Origin of the sequence: Sphingomonas canaveralia, assembly GCF_047238125.1 — a bacterium.
GTDB lineage: Bacteria > Pseudomonadota > Alphaproteobacteria > Sphingomonadales > Sphingomonadaceae > JBDFMH01.
This window is the reverse complement of record NZ_JBDFMH010000001.1, coordinates 1933221-1951258: the sequence shown is the minus strand read 5'-3', so window position 1 is coordinate 1951258 and position 18038 is coordinate 1933221. Positions and strand designations below refer to the sequence as shown.

The 18038-nt window shown below is 66.4% G+C and carries 18 protein-coding genes and 1 pseudogene; 9 read left to right on the top strand and 10 right to left on the bottom strand.

The genetic code is table 11. The annotated features are described in order from the left end of the window. Positions 1-15: 15 nt before the first annotated feature. A complete protein-coding gene (locus tag ABC347_RS09670) occupies positions 16-1284 on the bottom strand; it encodes an aspartate kinase (RefSeq protein WP_413245521.1) in 1269 nt (422 codons plus the stop codon). Positions 1285-1374: 90 nt separating this feature from the next. Here ABC347_RS09670 and ubiG point away from each other — a divergent pair, with 90 nt between their 5' ends. From ubiG to ABC347_RS09655, 3 genes are all read left to right on the top strand, one after another. Then, positions 1375-2121, top strand: a complete 747-nt coding sequence (ubiG, locus tag ABC347_RS09665) for a bifunctional 2-polyprenyl-6-hydroxyphenol methylase/3-demethylubiquinol 3-O-methyltransferase UbiG (protein ID WP_413245520.1) — start codon at positions 1375-1377, stop codon at positions 2119-2121. Then, a complete protein-coding gene (locus ABC347_RS09660; protein WP_413245519.1) occupies positions 2118-2447 on the top strand; it encodes a hypothetical protein in 330 nt (109 codons plus the stop codon). Before ubiG ends, ABC347_RS09660 begins: the two co-directional genes overlap by 4 nt. 179 nt (positions 2448-2626) lie before the next feature. Then, the gene (locus tag ABC347_RS09655; RefSeq protein WP_413245518.1) at positions 2627-3247 is read left to right on the top strand and encodes a PEPxxWA-CTERM sorting domain-containing protein; all 621 of its coding nucleotides are present in this window, start codon (positions 2627-2629) and stop codon (positions 3245-3247) included. A gap of 63 nt (positions 3248-3310) precedes the next feature. Here ABC347_RS09655 and ABC347_RS09650 read toward each other — a convergent pair whose 3' ends face one another. Both ABC347_RS09650 and ABC347_RS09645 read right to left on the bottom strand, forming a co-directional pair. After that, positions 3311-3982, bottom strand: a complete 672-nt coding sequence (locus ABC347_RS09650; RefSeq protein WP_413245517.1) for a glutathione S-transferase family protein — start codon at positions 3980-3982, stop codon at positions 3311-3313. Positions 3983-4044: 62 nt separating this feature from the next. Then, on the bottom strand, positions 4045-5112 hold the full coding sequence (locus ABC347_RS09645) for a zinc-binding metallopeptidase family protein (protein WP_413245516.1): 1068 nt from the start codon (positions 5110-5112) through the stop codon (positions 4045-4047). A 164-nt stretch (positions 5113-5276) separates the two neighbouring features. Here ABC347_RS09645 and ABC347_RS09640 point away from each other — a divergent pair, with 164 nt between their 5' ends. The 6 genes from ABC347_RS09640 (at position 5277) to ABC347_RS09615 (ending at position 9963) form a co-directional block, all read left to right on the top strand. Further along, positions 5277-6218: a DnaJ C-terminal domain-containing protein gene (locus tag ABC347_RS09640; RefSeq protein ID WP_413245515.1), complete on the top strand. Its 942-nt coding sequence runs from the start codon at positions 5277-5279 to the stop codon at positions 6216-6218. Between the two features lie 5 nt (positions 6219-6223). After that, entirely contained in the window at positions 6224-7213 is a 990-nt protein-coding gene (locus ABC347_RS09635) for a YihY/virulence factor BrkB family protein (RefSeq protein WP_413245514.1), read from the top strand. 8 nt (positions 7214-7221) lie between these two features. After that, a complete protein-coding gene (gene fabI, locus ABC347_RS09630) occupies positions 7222-8025 on the top strand; it encodes an enoyl-ACP reductase FabI (RefSeq protein WP_413245513.1) in 804 nt (267 codons plus the stop codon). A 3-nt stretch (positions 8026-8028) separates the two neighbouring features. Next, positions 8029-8538, top strand: a complete 510-nt coding sequence (locus tag ABC347_RS09625) for a GNAT family N-acetyltransferase (RefSeq protein WP_413245512.1) — start codon at positions 8029-8031, stop codon at positions 8536-8538. Between the two features lies 1 nt (position 8539). Then, complete coding sequence (gene aroC, locus ABC347_RS09620; RefSeq protein ID WP_413245511.1) at positions 8540-9613, top strand: chorismate synthase; 1074 nt, start codon at positions 8540-8542, stop codon at positions 9611-9613. 92 nt (positions 9614-9705) lie between these two features. Beyond that, on the top strand, positions 9706-9963 hold the full coding sequence (locus ABC347_RS09615) for a hypothetical protein (protein WP_413245510.1): 258 nt from the start codon (positions 9706-9708) through the stop codon (positions 9961-9963). A gap of 44 nt (positions 9964-10007) precedes the next feature. Here ABC347_RS09615 and ABC347_RS09610 read toward each other — a convergent pair whose 3' ends face one another. The 7 genes and pseudogenes from ABC347_RS09610 to serA all read right to left on the bottom strand — a co-directional run bounded on the left by ABC347_RS09610 (position 10008) and on the right by serA (position 17945). Next, entirely contained in the window at positions 10008-10745 is a 738-nt protein-coding gene (locus ABC347_RS09610) for a class I SAM-dependent methyltransferase (protein ID WP_413245509.1), read from the bottom strand. A gap of 44 nt (positions 10746-10789) precedes the next feature. Further along, the gene (locus ABC347_RS09605) at positions 10790-11374 is read right to left on the bottom strand and encodes a hypothetical protein (RefSeq protein ID WP_413245508.1); all 585 of its coding nucleotides are present in this window, start codon (positions 11372-11374) and stop codon (positions 10790-10792) included. 25 nt (positions 11375-11399) lie between these two features. Then, positions 11400-12689: an adenylosuccinate synthase gene (locus tag ABC347_RS09600; RefSeq protein WP_413245507.1), complete on the bottom strand. Its 1290-nt coding sequence runs from the start codon at positions 12687-12689 to the stop codon at positions 11400-11402. A gap of 70 nt (positions 12690-12759) precedes the next feature. Then, positions 12760-14748 carry an amidohydrolase family protein gene (locus ABC347_RS09595; RefSeq protein ID WP_413245506.1) on the bottom strand — a complete coding sequence of 663 codons (1989 nt, stop codon included), beginning with the start codon at positions 14746-14748 and terminating at the stop codon, positions 12760-12762. 54 nt (positions 14749-14802) lie between these two features. After that, positions 14803-15915 carry an ATP phosphoribosyltransferase regulatory subunit gene (locus tag ABC347_RS09590; RefSeq protein WP_413245505.1) on the bottom strand — a complete coding sequence of 371 codons (1113 nt, stop codon included), beginning with the start codon at positions 15913-15915 and terminating at the stop codon, positions 14803-14805. Next, positions 15912-16298: pseudogene (locus tag ABC347_RS09585) on the bottom strand (endonuclease domain-containing protein). The gene ABC347_RS09590 and the pseudogene ABC347_RS09585 overlap by 4 nt, the downstream one beginning before the upstream one ends. 69 nt (positions 16299-16367) lie before the next feature. Then, positions 16368-17945 carry a phosphoglycerate dehydrogenase gene (gene serA / locus ABC347_RS09580; protein ID WP_413245504.1) on the bottom strand — a complete coding sequence of 526 codons (1578 nt, stop codon included), beginning with the start codon at positions 17943-17945 and terminating at the stop codon, positions 16368-16370. Positions 17946-18038: the final 93 nt, after the last annotated feature.

Here is an 18038-nt window from a genome sequence, read left to right as displayed (position 1 = left end):
CCGCGCCGCCCGACTTCAGCCGGCGGTGCTTTCCTCGTCGGCGTCCAGTCCGTAGGCGGTATGCAGCACGCGCACCGCAAGCTCGGTATAATCCTCGTGGATCAGGACGCTGACCTTGATCTCCGACGTGGTGATCGCGAGGATGTTGATGCCGCGGTCAGCGAGGCTCTTGAACATCTGCGCTGCGACACCGGCATGGCTGCGCATGCCGACGCCGACCACGGAAATCTTGGTGACGGCAGTGTCGTGAACGACATTTTCGTGCCCGATCACGCTGCGCGCCTTTTCCAGCACGTCCAGCGCGCGGGCAAGCTCCGCCTTCGGCACGGTGAAGGTCACGTCGGTCGAGCCGCTGGAATGGGCGACATTCTGCACGATCATGTCGACATTGATGCTGGCCTCCGCCAGCGGCGTGAAGATGTTGGCGACCGCGCCGGGGCGATCGGGCACCGCGATCAGCGTGACCTTCGCCTCATTCTTGTCATGCGCGATCCCGGTGATCAGCTGGCGTTCCATCAGTCCCTCTTCGATCTCGTCGTCCCCCACGATCAGCGTGCCGCGGTGGCCATCGTCATTGCGCGCATCGTCGAACGAGGAAAGCACGCGCACGCGCACCTTCTCCTTCATCGCTAGCCCCACCGACCGGGTCTGCAGCACTTTCGCGCCGACGGAGGCGAGTTCCAGCATCTCTTCATAGGTGATCTTGCTGAGCTTGCGCGCGCGCGGCACGATCCGCGGATCGGTGGTGTAGACGCCGTCGACATCGGTGTAGATGTCGCAGCGATCCGCCTTCATCGCTGCCGCCATCGCGACCGCCGACGTATCCGATCCGCCGCGGCCCAGCGTCGTTACCCGTTCTCCCACCGCCAGGCCCTGGAAACCCGGAATCACGGCTACTTCGCCGGTCGAAAGCGCGGCATTCAGCGCTGTCGTGTCGATATCCGCGATCCGGGCCGAGGCGTGCGCATCGGACGTGCGGATCGGCAGCTGCCAGCCCATCCAGCTGCGCGCCTTGACCCCCATCGATTGCAGTACGATCGCCAGCAGCCCGCTCGTCACCTGTTCGCCGGACGCGACGACGACATCATATTCGCGGGGGTCGTAGAGTGAACTCGCCTCGCGGCAGAACTGGACGAGGCGATCCGTCTCGCCCGCCATCGCCGAGACCACGACGGCCACCTGGTTGCCGTCCTCCACTTCCCGTTTCACGCGCTCGGCCACGCTGCGGATCCGCTCGATCCCGGCCATCGAGGTGCCGCCGAACTTCATGACGATACGGGCCATCGCGGGGAGCCGTTCTTCCATGCAAGGGTTGTCCCGCCGGCGATGAAAGCCGTTGGGGGAGAGGCGGCGCCCTGATAGGAGCGGCACGATATGAACGCAAGCAGCCCCGCACACGCAACGATCGATCCCCAAGAAGCCCGCCGGTTCGGTGCCATGGCGGCTGAATGGTGGGATCCGAAGGGATCGTCGGCCATGCTTCACCGCCTCAATCCGGTGCGGCTGCGCTATATTCGCGCAGCGATCGACCGGCACTGGAGCACGGATGCGAAGGACTTTGCGCCGCTGGCAGGCCGGCGCGCGATCGATGTCGGCTGTGGCGCGGGCCTGCTGGCCGAACCGCTCGCACGCCTGGGGGCGGACGTCACCGGCGTTGATGCTGCCGCGGAAACGATCGCAGTGGCGCGCACCCATGCCGCCGAACAGGGCCTGACGATCGATTACCGACACGGCGAGGCCGCCGATCTGATCGGCGAGCGCTATGATCTGGTCGCCTGCCTGGAAGTGATCGAGCATGTCGCCGATCCGGCGGCCTTCGTGCGTGCGCTGGCGGCGTTGCTTGCCCCGGGCGGGCTGATGATCCTTTCCACGCCGAACCGCACGCCGCTGTCCCGCCTGGCGCTGATCACGGTTGGTGAGACGCTGGGCGGGATCCCAAAGGGTACGCACGACTGGGGACGCTTTCTGACCCCGGACGAACTGTCGGCGTTGGTCGAGGCGGCGGGGCTGTGCGTGCGGGACGTGACCGGGATCATGCTGGATCCCACGCGCGGCTTCGCCTTGTCCGGCAATCTCGCAATGGATTATCTGATGACCGTGACCGGAAAGGAAGGCGCATGAACCGCTTTAGGCTGGTACTGGCGATCGCAACGGCGATGGCACTGCCATTGCCTGCCGCGGCGCAGGCCGGCAACGCGTTCAGCCAGCGGCTGCAGCAGCTGCCCGATCTCCAGCGTCGCGCGGTCCTGCGGCGCGCGGTGCTGGATAGCGGGCAGCGCTGCAAGCGGGTCGATGCCGGCGCATTGAAGGGGCGATACAAGAACCTCGTCATGTGGACCGCCACCTGCAATCCGGGCGGGGCTTACGGTATCTTCATCGGCCCGGACGGTTCGGTGCAGGTGCGCCCCTGCGCCGACATGCGAACATTGAAGCTGCCCGCCTGCTGAGACGTCAGTCTTACGAGGGGTGAGGGGGCAGCGCCCAAGTGGTTCCCGATACTAGGGAATTTCTCGCGTTCGAAACTGGCCCAAGTTGGAACAGTTTTTTTCGTGGTTGGACCTCTCTTCGATTTTCTTTGTTTGCAGAGTGACCTAGCGCAGGGCCGTTAGATCAGGGAGACGTATCTATGAAGATGACGCATTTGTTCGCCACCGCCGCGATGGCGCTTGCCACCGCCACCGGTGCGAACGCCGCAAACCTTATCAGCGCGGACGTGACGGGCCCGTCGGGCACCATCTGGACGACGCGGGACACCGGCAACTACACGCTGTTCCTGCAGACGCCGGGCCTGGGCGATTTCCTCAACCCGAACGACGAGGCGATCAATTACACCCCGGCCGAGGGCATCAACCGCGTGCTGCTCGCCGGCGAGGGCTTCCGTCCGGGTGAGACGATCAACTCGGACGCGATCTACACGCTGACGCTGAACTTCGACGACGGCGCGACGATCACCGGTGACTACACGCCGCTGACCAACAGCTTCGTGGGCGGCAGCAGCACGACCGTGGGCAACACCACCTATTCGCTGATCGAGTTCTCGTTCACGCGCACGCTGGGCGATTCGGTTAGCCCGAACGTCGCGGTGCCGGGCGGCAACGGCAATGACTATGCGGGCAACTTCCGCTTCGACGTGACGACGGCCGCCGTGCCGGAGCCGGCGAGCTGGGCGCTGATGATCGGCGGCTTCGGCGTTGCCGGCGCCAGCCTGCGTCGCCGCCGCGCTGCGACGACTGTCAAGTTCGCCTGATTTCAGGTGAATGGATCGCCGCCGTCCCCCGGGACGGCGGCGATTTTTTTCGTCCGCTTCCGATCAATCGAAGTCCGGCGTCTCGTAATCCGCATGCGGAGAGACGATCTCCATCCGCTCCGCCAGCAGCGGCCGCAGGCTGGGCCGCGACTTCATGCCGCGATACCAGTTCTTGGTGCGCTCATGCCCGCGCCAATCGATCCCGCCCAGATAATCCGCGACCGAGATCTGCGCCGCCGCTGCGAGATCGGCCAGGCTTAACACCGCGCCGCCGATCCAGTTGCGGTGATCGAGCAGCCAATCGACATAATCGAGATGCGCATCGGCCGCCTTCATCGCTTCGCGCAGCATCTTGGCATCGGGCGATGCCCGCCACGCGATGCGCTTGAGCAGCCGCTCGTGCATCAGCGGCGCCACGACCTCCTGGTTCACGCGGCCATCGAACCAGGCGACGAGCCGGCGGATCTCGGCGCGGTTGGCGGCGGTACCGGTGATCAACGGCGACTGTTCGACAGTCTCCTCGAAATATTCGCAGATCGCCTGGCTGTCGATCAGCACCGTACCTGACTGATCGACCATCACCGGGGTCTGTCCCGCCGGGTTCATGTCGACGAACTCGTCACGTGGCACCCACGGCGATTCGCGGATCAGCTCGTAGCCGATCCCCTTTTCACCCAGCAGCAGGCGTACCTTGCGCGAAAAGGGACAAAGCGGGAATTGGTAGAGCTGCCACATAGTGCTGCGACGTTAGGCCGCACGCGCCCCCGGCGGAAGGGGGCGCGCCGACCTATCCACAGCTAAGCGGCGTTCCGCAGCAGCCGGTTCACATAATCGAGCTTGGCCTCGATCGCCTTGGAAATGTGGAACGGGTAGAAATCCGGCTGTCCCATGCTGCGGTTGACGGCGTTCTGCGCGAAGGAGAAGGGCCGCCATTCGGCAACCAGCTGAGCGGTCTCGGCCGTATAGGGATCGAAATCGACTGCAGGCTGCGCTTCCTCGCCCGGCCAGGCATGCATGCGCATGCCGAAGCCGCCGATCGTGGCCAATGCATCGACGATGTGAAGATAATGGGCGAAGGTCTCGGCGAAATCCTCCCATGGGTGCATCGTCGCATAGGCGCTCACATAGTCGGTGGTCCAAACCGTGCCGCCATTGCCGTAATGGTTCTGCATCGCCGACGCGTAATCGATGGTCTCGTCGCCGAATATGCGACGGAATTCGTCCAGCGGCGCGCGGTTCTCGACCAGGCGCGACCAGTAATGATGGCCGACCTCATGGCGAAAATGGCCGACCAGCGTGCGATAGGGTTCGCCCAAGTCGCGGCGGATCCGCTCGCGCTGCACATCGTCGGCTTCGATCAGGTTCAGCGTGACGAGCCCGCCATCATGGCCGGTCATCACCTGCGGATTATGCGATTCCTCGGCCGCGGGATCATAGAGGAAGTCGAACGCCAGTCCCTGGCCGGTCCCGGCCGCCGCCGCCTCCGCCTGCGTTTCGAGCGACAGGCCGAGCTTGATCAGCGTGTGGAACAGGCGCCGCTTGGCGGCTTCGATCTTGCCCCAGCGCTCGGGCACGGTCGGTACGCTGAGATCGGGGATCGTGCGGTTGTGGCGGCAGGCCCGGCAGAAGGGCGTGTCGTCGGTCGTCGACACCAGCCAGTTGCAGACTTCATAACTATTGTTGTTGCCGCAGACGACGACATCATGGGCTGTTCCGGCCGCATCCCGCCAGATCGTCGCACCGTCGCCGAGGAAGTAGAATGCGTCTGCCGCAGGATCGAAACCAAGCGTGAAGCTGCAGGACGGGCAGACGCGCGCCTCGAAGTGAATCAGGCGGCTACAATTGGGGCAGGCATGGGGCGCCATGGCAAAACATCTTTCCATGTTGGAAGGGTCGGGCGGCTAACGCCGGCCTGCTGCGAATGTGCCGCAGCATTTTCGACTTGCGCGCCGCGCCGTGCGACCACATCTGCCTGTTGCCGATCGGCAACAGATGGTTATCGGCGCAGATTTGCGCGAGACGGGTGGACATGGCGGATCTCTATTCACGATTGGGCGTGGCGCGCGGCGCCAGCGAAGCCGAGATCAAGAAGGCGTATCGCAAGCTCGCCAAGGAACTGCATCCCGATCGCAACCGCGACAATCCGAAGGCGGCCGACCGTTTCTCGTCGGTGACCCAGGCCTATGATCTGTTGTCCGACAAGGACAAGCGCGCGCAATATGATCGCGGCGAGATCGACGAGAACGGCCAGCCCAAGTTTGCGGGCTTCCCGGGCGGGGGCGGCGGCTATGGCCGCGGGCCCGGCGCAGGCGGCACTCAGTTCGATTTCGGATCGGCGGGGGTTGGCGACGCCGGCAGCCCGGACATCGGCGATATCTTCGAAGGCCTGTTCGGCGGCCGCGGCCGCGGCACCGGCAGTTCCCCATTCGGCCGGCGGGCGCCGCAAAAGGGTGCCGATGTCAGCTACAAGCTGGCAGTGCCGTTTGAGGATGCAGCGGCGGCGCGTCCGCAGCGCATCACGCTCGCAGACGGCAAGACGATCGATCTGAAGCTGCCCCCCGGTGTCGATACCGGCACGCAGATGCGTCTCGCCGGGCGCGGCGAGGACGGGTCCGCCGGGCGCGGGGATGCGATCGTGACGATCGAGGTGCGTCCGCACCGCTTCTACACGCGCGACGGCGACGATATCCGGCTGGACCTGCCCGTCACGCTGGACGAAGCCGTCCTCGGAGGACCCGTCAAGGTGCCGACGGTCGACGGCCCGGTCATGCTGAACGTTCCCAAGGGCGCGAGCTCGGGCAAGACGCTGCGGCTGAAGGAGCGCGGCTTCCATCGCAAGGGCGGTGGCCGCGGCGACCAGTTCGTGCGGCTGATGGTGGATATCGCCCCGGACGACGCCGACCTCGCCGCCTTCGTCGAGGCGCGAAAGGATCGTCCGGCGCGCAACCCACGGGGCGGTCTGGGCATTTAGGTCGGGTGCAGCCCGATATAGAGACCAACCCCGCCCCGGTGGCCGCGCCTGCCGCGGACGCATCGCCGCAATCCCCCGAGCAGCGTGCCAAGCGGCACGGCCTGGGCAAACAGATCGACAGGGTGCGGCCGGGCACCTACCCATTCGAGGTCGTCAAGCGGGTGGCGGTCGGCGTCTATACCGACGGTTTCATCCATGCCGGCAACCTGGCCTATCTGTCGCTGTTCACCCTGTTCCCCTTCTTCATCGTGGTCGCGGCGCTGGCATCCTTCTTCGGACGCAGCCCCGATACGGCGGTGGTCGTCGCCAATTTCCTGCGCACGCTGCCGCCCGATGTCTCGACCTTGCTGTCGAAGCCAATCAATGACGTGCTCGCCGCGCGCACCGGCGGGCTGCTGTGGCTCGGCGCGCTGGTCGGCCTATGGACAGTGGGCTCGTTCATCGAGACGATCCGTGACATCCTGCGCCGGGCTTATGGAACGACCTTTTCGAAGGGTTTTCTGACCTACCGGCTTGGATCGGTGGCGATGATCATCGCGGCCGTGTTCCTGGTGATGCTGTCGTTCACCGCGCAAGTGGTACTGACCGCGGCCGAACAGTTCATCTATCGCCTGCTGCCGTTCGCGGACGATGTCGCCGGATGGATCGGGCTTTCCCGGCTGGCGCCGCTGGTGATCCTAATCGTGGCGCTCTACTTCATCTTCTATAATCTCACGCCTTCGAAATACCGGTTCAGCCCGGACGCGCCGAAATGGCCGGGTGCCGTATTCACCGCATTCTGGTGGATCGGCATGACCGCGCTGCTACCGCTGCTGCTAGCGCAACTCGGCGGCTATGACCTTACCTATGGCGGCCTGGCCGGTGTGATCGTCGCGCTTTTCTTCTTCTGGCTGGTGGGTTTCGGCCTCGTGATCGGCGCCCATCTGAACGCGGCACTGGCGGAAACGCCCGGCAACAGCTTAAAGGAGCCCGCGGTAACGGTTGAAGAGGGCTGAGGGAATTTATGGCAGGTCTGATGGAGGGCAAGCGCGGGCTCATCATGGGGCTCGCCAATGATCGCTCGCTTGCCTTCGGGATTGCCAAGGCGCTGGCCACGCATGGGGCCGAGCTCGCTTTTTCCTATCAGGGGGAGTCGCTCGAGCGTCGGGTGCGGCCCTTGGCGCAGGAATTGGGCTCGGATTTCCTGATCGACTGCGACGTTTCCGACATGGCGGCGCTTGACCGGACTTTCGCGACGCTTAGCGAACGCTGGCCGACGATCGACTTCGTGGTCCACGCGATTGGCTTTTCGGACAAGAACGAGCTGCGCGGCGGCTATGTCGATACCAGCCTCGACAATTTCCTGATGACGATGAACATCAGCGTCTATTCCTTCGTCGCGGTCTGCAAGCGAGCCGCAGCAATGATGCCGGCTGGCGGGAGCCTGCTGACGCTGAGTTACTACGGCGCCGAGAAAGTGATTCCCCATTACAATGTGATGGGCGTGGCAAAGGCGGCGCTGGAGACGAGCGTGCAGTATCTGGCGGTCGATCTCGGTCGCGAGAATATCCGCGTCAATGCGATCTCGGCGGGGCCGATCAAGACGCTGGCGGCGTCCGGAATCGGCGATTTCCGCCTGATCCTGAAATGGAACGAGTTTAATTCGCCGCTGAAGCGCAACGTCACCATCGAGGATGTCGGCGGGGCCGGCCTCTACCTGCTTAGCGATCTGGCGAGCGGCGTGACCGGTGAGATCCACCATGTCGATGCCGGCTACAACGTGATCGGCATGAAGGCCGAGGACGCGCCTGACATCGCGCTGGCCTGATCGATGGCGACGATCATCCGCGAAGCCGCCGACGAGGACGCAGCGGCGATCCACACGCTGCTGATCGAGGCTTTCGAAGGCCCCGACGAAGCGCGGCTTGTCGCCGCGCTCGATGCCGACGAACATATGCTGCTGTCGCTGGTCGCGGAAAATGGCGGCGCGTTGATCGGCCATGTCGGCTTCAGCACCATGGACGCGCTGGCGGATGGCAAGCCGATCGCAGCCGCGGCGCTCGCGCCGATCGCGGTCGCCGAACCCTATCGCGGGCACGGCATCGCCAGCACGCTGATCGAACAGGGTTTGGCCGAGATCGAGGATCGCGGGATCCGGATCGTCTTCGTGCTCGGCGACGAGGCGTTCTATACCCGCTTCGGCTTCGAAGCGGAGCTGGCAGCGCGGTTCGCGTCGCCATACTCGAGCGAGCACTGGCTGGCACTGGCCCTGGGCGACACCCCCCGGATCCGCCGCGGCGAGGCCCATCACGCGCCGGCCTTTTCCACGCTGGACGGCTGAGATGAGCGTCAACAGTTTCGGCCGCATGTTCCGCTTCACGACCTGGGGCGAATCGCACGGGCCGGCGCTGGGCGCGGTGGTGGACGGGTGCCCGCCGGGCCTCGCATTGAGCGAGGCGGACATTCAGCCCTGGCTCGACAAGCGGCGCCCCGGCACCTCGCGCTTCACGACGCAGCGGCAGGAGCCGGACCAGGTGCGGATCCTGTCCGGCGTGTTCGAGGGGCGGACGACGGGCACGCCGATCAGCCTGATGATCGAGAATGTCGACCAGCGATCGAAGGACTATTCCGAGGTCGCCAACGCCTATCGACCGGGGCATGCCGATTTCGCCTATGACGCAAAATATGGCTTTCGGGACTATCGCGGCGGTGGACGATCGTCGGCGCGCGAGACCGCCGCACGCGTGGCGGCCGGCGCGGTCGCCCGTGCCGCGATCCCCGAGATCGCGATCCGCGCCTATCTCGTCGAACTCGGCGGTGACGCGATCGATCGGGCGGCGTTCGACGATGGCGAGATCGATCGCAACCCGTTCTTCTGCCCCGATCCGGCCGCCGCGACGCGCTGGGAGACGATCGTCGATGATGCGCGCAAGGCGGGATCGTCGGTCGGCGCGATCGTGGAATGCGTTGCCGCCGGCGTGCCGGCGGGCTGGGGCGCGCCACTCTATGCCAAGCTCGACAGTGAAATGGCCGCGGCGATGATGAGCATCAACGCGGTAAAGGGCGTCGAGATCGGTGATGGCTTCGCCGCTGCGCGCCTGCGCGGTGAGACGAACGCTGATCCGATGCGCCCGGGCGGGGAGGGCGGTCCCGAATTCCTGGCCAATCATGCCGGCGGCGTCGCTGGCGGGATCTCGACTGGTCAGCCGTTGGTGCTGCGGGTGGCCCTGAAGCCGACCTCGTCGATCCTGATCCCGGTCGAAACCGTCGATCGATCGGGCGCGGCGGCGGCGATCCGTACCAAGGGCCGGCATGATCCATGCGTAGGCATCCGTGCAGCTCCCGTCGTCGAGGCGATGATGGCGCTGGTGCTGGCGGACCAGAAACTATTGCACCGCGGGCAGACTGGACGGTGAATCCTGTCGAGCCGAACCATAAGATCGGATGAGCCGAGCATCCGACACGCGTCGAGCGCGTTGTTGTTCCTGAAATGTCAGGAGAAGATTGAATGTTGAATCGCAAGATCATCCTCGCCGCGCTGATTGCCGGCGCTCCGATGACCGTCGCACTGGCGCAGACTACCCCGGGCAGTCAGGGCACGACGCCGACGTCACCGACGGCCGATCCGACTACGCCGACCACGCCAACGGCTGAGCCGACGACGCCGACGGCTGAGCCGACTACGCCGACGACACCGACTTCTGATCCCACGGCGCCGACCGGTGATGACACGGCAAACGAAACGACACCGCCGCCGAAGGTTTGATCAAATCTGCCATCAGGGCGGCCCCCGAAAGGGGGCCGCTTTTTTTATGTCAGGCGGGTTCCGACGAGTGTTCCCTTGATGCCAGGCAGGAATTGCCAGGCGAACTGCGGCCAGCGCTTTCGCCAGCGCAGGGCGACCAGCCGCTCGCCGGGGCGTGCGGCATCGTCCAGCATCACGGTCCCGCCCGGCGCGACTCGATCGAACAGGGTTTCGGCCGCCCCCCGGACGAGCGGATGATAGGTCCATGGCGGCCCGTCGATCACCAGCAGGTCGATCTGCTCTGGCAGGTGGGCAAGATCGTACCAGAGCGCGGGCCAGCCTGCCGGCGCATCGGTCAGCGGCGCGTGGCGGATATCCGCGACGAGGCCGTGGCTGGCGATCCAGCGTCCCGTCGCTGCGACGAAATCGCCATGCTGGTCATAGCTGGTCAGCCGTCCGCGGCCAGCCATCTGGACGGCGCGCGCCAAGACAAGCGATGAGGCACCGGCGCCCAGCTCGACGATCTGTTCCGGCCGTTCTGCGAGGACATGGTCGACCAGCCGCGTGAGGAAGCCGACATCCGCTTTCCAGCTGCCGAGATTGGGCAGCGCATCCTGCGCTAGCCCGAGCCGGTCGAGCAGGGCCACACGATCGGCCGCGCGGCCGCCCCACAAGCTCTTCAGCAGCCACGGCCACTGGATCGCCCCGAATGCCAGCACCTGCGCCCAATTGGCCGCATCGCGACGGAAGCGCCCGTCATCGAGTGCGCGAGGCAGGAAGGGGGTGGATTCGCGCGATGTCATCGTTCGCGCCGATGGGCGCTATTTCCGTTCGCGGCAAGCGCCCTTCAGCGGCGCAAGCCGAGCCGTGCCCGGCGGACGGCGCGCCGGATCGCCCATACCGCAGCGCCGAACGCCAGATAGGCGGCGATCGCCCACCAGCCGCCATCGACCCCGCCCAGATACCAGAGCCCAAGACACGCCGCGCCGCCGACGATGGCCATCCGCAAGGGCGCTGCGAGCGAACGATCGAGGAGCCAGGCGAACAGCGCGATCCCGATCATCGCATTGCCGAGCAGCCAGCCATAGGACCAATCGCCGATCGAGCCCGCGAACGGCAGCTTGACCGTGGCATAGCCGATCATCGCTTCGGGAAACACGTCCGCCGACAGATGCAACCCTAGGCCGAGCGCCAGTCCGCCCGCCACCGGGCGCAGCCAGCGCCGCGCGAGCGCGGGCAGGGCGGGCAAGATGCTGTGCGTCAGCGCATCGCGATGATCGAGCAGCGGCAGATGCTGATCGAGATCGGGCAGGTCGATCCCGGCGAACGCCGCCACCGCCAGCGCGAGCAGGCCCAGCGGCAGCGCCGCCGCCTTCCATTCGCGGCCGAACCATGCCGCCGCGATCGCGGCGATCAGGAGCAGGATCGTCACGCAGCGGTTTCCTGCGTCCGCCGGCTCAATCCTGGAAGGGATCGCGCACCAAGATCGTGTCCTCCCGCTCCGGACTGGTGGAGACCAGCGCGACCGGGCAGCGGATCAGTTCTTCCACCCGGCGGATATATTTGATCGCGGCAGCCGGCAGATCGGCCCAGCTACGCGCGCCGGCGGTCGACTCGCTCCAGCCCGGGATGGTCTCGTAGACCGGCACCGCACGCGCCTGATCGGTCGGGTGAGGCGGGAGATAATCGTAACGCGTGCCGCCGACGTCATAGCCGATGCAGATCTTCAGTTCTTCGAACCCGTCGAGCACGTCGAGCTTCGTGAAGGCGATCCCGGTCACGCCCGAGACCGCGACCGATTGCCGCACCAGCACCGCATCGAACCAGCCGCAACGCCGCTTGCGGCCAGTGACCGTGCCGAATTCATGGCCGCGGGTGCCGAGCCGGTGGCCGGTCTCATCCTCGAGCTCGGTGGGGAAGGGGCCGCTGCCCACGCGCGTGGTATAGGCTTTGACGATGCCCAGCACGAAGCCGGCCGCCGATGGGCCGAGCCCGGATCCGCCGGCGGCGGTGCCAGCGATCGTGTTCGACGACGTCACGAACGGATAGGTGCCGTGATCGACATCGAGCAGCACGCCCTGCGCACCTTCGAACAGGATGCGCTTGCCGGCGTTGCGCGCCTCGCCCAGCGTCAGCCAGACCGGCCTGGCGAAGGGGAGGACGATCCCGGCGATCTCGGCAAGGTCCGCCATCAGCGCGTCACGATCGATCGGCGGTTCGCCGAAGCCCGCGCGAAGGGCATCATGGTGCGCCAGCAGCCGATCGATCTGGGGGCCGAGCTCATCCAGATGCGCCAGATCGCAGACCCGGATCGCGCGGCGGCCGACCTTGTCCTCATAGGCCGGGCCGATGCCGCGACGGGTGGTGCCGATCTTGCCTGCACCGCTGGCATCCTCGCGCAGGCCATCGAGATCGCGGTGGAACGGCAGGATCAGCGGGCAGGTCTCGGCGATGTGAAGCGTATCGGGCGTTATCGCCACGCCCTGCGCGCGGAGCTTCTCGAGCTCGGCGCGCAGGTGCCACGGATCCAGGACCACGCCGTTGCCGATAACCGACAGCGTGCCGCGCACGATGCCCGACGGCAGCAGGCTGAGCTTGTAGACCTGTTCACCAACCACCAGCGTGTGGCCGGCATTGTGCCCGCCCTGGAAGCGCACCACCACATCGGCGCGGGCTGACAGCCAGTCGACGATCTTGCCCTTGCCCTCATCACCCCACTGGGCGCCGATCACTGTGACGTTGGCCAATGCGCTTCCTGTCGATGCCGTTCGAGACCGGGTGCCGCATAGAGCGCGGCGCGCCTGCGGTCCATGCGGATCAGGGGCGCACGCCCACCGCCGCGTAGAGCTTGGTCGAATTGTACAGCGTGCCGCCCTTGATGACTGTCACCGGCTTGCGCAGCGCGGCGATGTCGCTGGACGGATCGCCGTCGAACAGCACGAGATCGGCCAGCTTGCCTGCTTCGATCGAGCCCAGATCCTTGTCATGCCGGTTGACGCGCGCCGAGCCGAGCGTGGCGGCATAGAGGATGTCCGGATTGGCGATCCCGGCCTTCGCCCACAGCTCGAATTCGCGATCGAGCAGGAAACCGGCGAACCCGTCGGTGCCCGGCACCAGCGGCACCCCAGCGCGGTGCAGCGCGCCGACCATCTCGACCATCTTGGCATAGGCGGCGCGATACTGCGCGCGCTGCGCATCGTCCTTCGCCATGCCGCCGCCATAGAGGCCGCGCGATACCTGCGGCGGCAGTCGATCCTTGACTGCCGCCAAGCTCGGATCGACCGCGCGCGGGGCCGCGGTGAACATGCCTTCGAAGGTGGCGACGGTGGGATCGACGACGATCTTCTTGGCCGCCAGCTTGGCGATGAACGCCTTGACCGGGGCCGAATTGAGGTTGAGCGACCCCGCCCGTTGGCCAATCGTGGTGAAGCGCTTCATGCTTGCCGTCTCCCCCGCGACGTCCGGGTAAAAGTTCAGCAGCGTGAAGTTGACATGCTGGAGCTCGTCGAAGCCCTCGTCCACGGCCTTGTCGGCCGTCATCCCGGCCGGGATATGACCCGAAACGCGCAAGCCGCGATCATGCGCGACCTTGATCGCGACGGGCACAAGCTCGGGCTTGAGCGAACTGTAGAGCTTGATCTGTTCGAACCCGCGATCGGCGTAGCGGTTGACCGCCGCGGTCATCTCCTCCGGCGTCGCCACCAGCACCTTGGTCGGCGCGGCCAGCGGGCCGGGTCCATCGATGAACCCCGCCATGAAGATGCGCGGGCCGATCAGCTCGCCCTTCGCGAACCGGTCCCGGCGCGCGATCAGCTCATCGGCGTCGTTGCCCATGTCGCGCACGCTGGTGACGCCCGCCGCCAGCTGCAGGATGCCTTCATCGTCGCTGGCGATATGGACGTGCATGTCCCACAGCCCTGGCAGCAGCGCCTTGCCACCGGCATCGATCGTCTCCGCATCGGCGGGGATTGCGACCGTGCCGTCCGCGCCGACCGCTGCGATGCGGTCGCCACGGATCACGACGGTCGTACCCGGGCGCATGCGCCGCGCGGCCGCATCGAACAGGTTGGCGTTGAGGATCGCCAGCGCGCCGGCCGGCCGACGGCCCAGCGTACGCGCGGTGGTGACCGAGCGTTCGCGCAGTACGCGTTCCTGCGCCTCCACCAGTGCCGGCGCGGCCGCCTCCCAGCCCTTGCGCACGGTGCCTGACCAGGTCTGCCCGGAGAAGAAGAGTTCGCCCTTGGCGTCGAGCCAGGTCGGGATCGGGGTGAGGCCAACGCCCTCGACGATGTAGAGCGTCACCGTTTCGGACGCACTGTTGGGGCCGGCTACGGACTGTTCGGCAAGGCGTGTGAGCTGAGCGCGGCCAGCCGGGAGCAGATCGAGCGCATTGCCCGGCGCCTTCAGCAGCGCGCGGTGCAGACCGGCCCAGTCTTCCGGCGTGCCTTGATAGGTTAGGTAGAAGCCCGGCTTGGCCACGTCACCCGAATCGGCCTGGCTCGACCAGCTGGCCTTCGCCTGGTCGCGCGTGAAGCGTTCTTCGACCGGGGCCTTCAGATAATCCACGCCGGTGATCTGGGCGGAGGCAAGCATGCCACGCGGATCATAACGCAGTGTCTGCTTCAGGTCCGGCCCGCGGCCGCGATCATTATAGCTGTAGGCAACCGTCCGGCTGTCACCCGATACATCGACCGTCATCGCGCCCGCGATCCGGCCGGTGATCAGCACGCTATAGTCGGCTGCGATCGCGGTTGCGGGCAATGCCATCGCCGCGGTCAAGAACCAGGCCGTGATCGTCCGCCGCATTGCCGGAATCCCCTTTCGAAGCAGGGCCCGAGCCTAGCTTCAGCCAGGAGGCGATCAAGCGCGATCGATCGCCTGGATCACCGAATCGATCAGTTGGTGGCTGCAGCCGGCCGGACCATCCTGCGCGGATAAAGCGGCGATCGTCGTCCATCCCTCGCCACGCAGCCGGGCGGCTGCCTGCACGTCGTGGCCGAGCGGGAGGAACAGTCGCCGCCGCGGTTCCTGGCCCAGGCCGGCATCGACCAGCGGATCGACATAGAGCGAAAAACCGGTTGCGGCTTCCTCCCGCCCATCGGGATGGACGATCGAATAGCTGCCTCCGCGTCCGACTTCGCCGCTCAACCCGGCGCCGAACAGCGAGAAGCCGATCCAGCTCTGATATTCGAAGCCGTGCCGCTCGGTCGGATCGAAAGTGATTGCGACCCGACCGGCAAGCGCCGCGCCGATCTTGCGGATGCCATTCAGCCGGCTGGAGAGCGCCTCCGCGCCGCCGACATCGGCGAGCCGAGCCAAAGCGCGATCGAGCGGGCCGGCGGCGGCGATGAACGGCAGATAGGCTTCCGCCCCCAGTCCGGCGAGCGCGCCGGCATCCTTCGCATCGAGCGCGGCGCGAACGGCATTGATCCGCTCCTTCGGCAACGGCAGCGCGCCTGCGGCCAATGTTTCCACCAGATCGGGCAAAGTCAGGTCCACGGTGATGCCGGTCACCCCCGCCGTCTCCAACGCTTCGATCGCGACCTGCAGCAATTCGGTCACTGCCGCGGCGGCATCGGTGCCGATCAGTTCCGCGCCGACCTGCGTCAGCTCGCGTTCGGGCCGCAACTGGGTCGCGCGCAGCTTCAGCACCGATCCGCCATAGGCCAGTCGCAGCGGGCGCGGCAGATGCGCCATCCGCGTCGCCGCGATCCGGCCGACCTGGCCGGTCATGTCCGGGCGCAGTGCCAGCGTCCGCTGCGACACCGGATCAACAAAGCGCAGCAGATCCTGCGCTCGCGCCGATTTCAGCCGGCCGACCAGCTCCGCCTCGAACTCGGCCAGCGGCGGCGACACGCGCTCATAGCCGTGGCGCTGGATCGCGCCGATGATCCGGTGCAGCAGCCGCGACGCCGCCTCCGCCTGCGGCGGCAGCCGGTCGCGCAGCCCGATCGGGAGAAGGCCGGAGCTCAAGGCTCCCTCTCCACGCTGGCGGGGAGAGGGCCGGGGAGAGGGGATGCGACAAGCGCATCGCCGATGGCGGCGAGCACGCCATCGAGGTTACTGATCACGTCGGCATTGGTGAACCGGACCACCCGATACCCCTTCGATTCGAGAAACGCTGTCCGCGCTGCGTCTTAATCCTGTCGGCCGGCATGGCTATCCCCGTCGATCTCGATCAGCAGCTTCCGACTGCGCGCTCCGAAATCGACGATGAACGGGCCGATCGGGATCTGGCGCGAGACTTTGATGCCGCCGAAGCGATGGCCGCGTAGCGCGTGCCACAGCCGCGCCTCGACCGGCGTCTGGTTGCTTCTCAGCGCCCTGGCCCTCGCGACAGTCTCGGGATCACGCATTGCGCCGGCCCCTCTCCCTGCCGCCTGTGGCGGCTGTCCCTCTCCCCGCAGGCGGGGAGAGGGTGGTCATTAGAATGCCAGCGCCTGGGCCATGCGGACGCCGGGCAGCTGGCGGATGCGGGCCAGCAGGTCTGGCTCGACGCGGCTGTCGACCGACAGCAGCAGCACCGCCTCGCCGCCTGCCTCGCGGCGGCCGAGATGGAAGGTGCCGATGTTGACGCCTGCCTCGCCCAGCGTGGTGCCCAGCCGGCCGATGAAGCCGGGCGCGTCGTCGTTGACGATGTAGAGCATGTGCCCGGCCAGATCGGCTTCGACCTTGATGCCGAACAGCTCCACCAGTCGCGGTGCCGCATTGCCGAACAGCGTGCCCGCGACCGAACGATCACCGTCGCGAGTCTGCGCCGAGACGCGGATCAGCGTGTGATAATCACCCTCGCGGTCGTGCCGCACTTCGCGCACGTCCAGCCCGCGTTCCTTGGCGAGGAACGGCGCGTTGACCATGTTCACCGTGTCTGAGTGGACCCGCATGAAGCCGGCCAGGACGGCGCCGATGATCGGCTTCAGGTTGACATGGGCGGCGGCACCCTCTGCCTCGATCGAGATGCCGCTGATGCTGCCATGCGCGAGCTGGCCGACGAGGCTGCCGAGCTTTTCGGCCAGCGCCATATAGGGCTTCAGCCGCGGCGCTTCCTCCGCCGAGAGCGACGGCATGTTGAGTGCGTTGGTGACGCCGCCCGATACGAGGTAATCGGCCATCTGCTCGGCCACCTGGATCGCAACGTTGACCTGCGCCTCGTTGGTGGATGCGCCAAGATGCGGGGTCGAGATGAAGTTGGGCGTGCCGAACAGCGGCGATGCCTTCGCCGGCTCCTCGACGAATACGTCGAGTGCGGCCCCAGCGACATGGCCCGAATCGAGCGCGTCCTTGAGCGCCGCCTCATCGATCAGCCCGCCGCGCGCGCAATTGATGATCCGCACGCCGGGCTTGGCCTTGGCCAAATTCTCGGCGGACAGGATGTTGCGGGTGGCATCGGTCAACGGCGTATGCAGCGTGATGAAATCGGCGCGTGCCAGCAGATCGTCCAGCGCGACCTTCTCTACCCCCATCTCGATTGCGCGCTCGGGAGTCAGGAAGGGATCATAGGCGATCACCTTCATCTTCAGGCCAAGCGCGCGATCGGCGACGATCGAGCCGATATTGCCGGCACCGATCAGGCCCAGCGTCTTGGACGTGAGCTCCACGCCCATGAAGCGGTTCTTCTCCCACTTGCCGGCCTGGGTGGAGGCGTCCGCCTCCGGCAGCTGGCGGGCGAGCGCGAACATCAGTGCGATGGCGTGCTCGGCGGTGGTGATCGAGTTGCCGAACGGCGTGTTCATCACGACGACGCCGCGCTCGGAAGCGGCCGGGATATCGACATTGTCGACGCCGATGCCGGCGCGGCCGACCACCTTCAGGTTGGTGGCCGCGGCCAGCACGTCCTTCGTCACCTTGGTCGAGGACCGGATCGCCAGACCGTCATACGCGCCGATCATCGCGATCAGCTCGTCCTTGGTCTTGCCGGTGATTTCGTCGACCTCGACTCCGCGGCTGCGGAAGATCTCGGCGGCTTTCGGGTCCATCTTGTCGGAAATCAGCACCTTGGGCATGTCTGCTCCTAATCTCCCTCTCCCCTTTGGGGAGAAGGCCGGTGAGAGGGGTAGGGGAGCTGGGCCGTTCGAGGGGAGCGTCCAGCCGCCGCC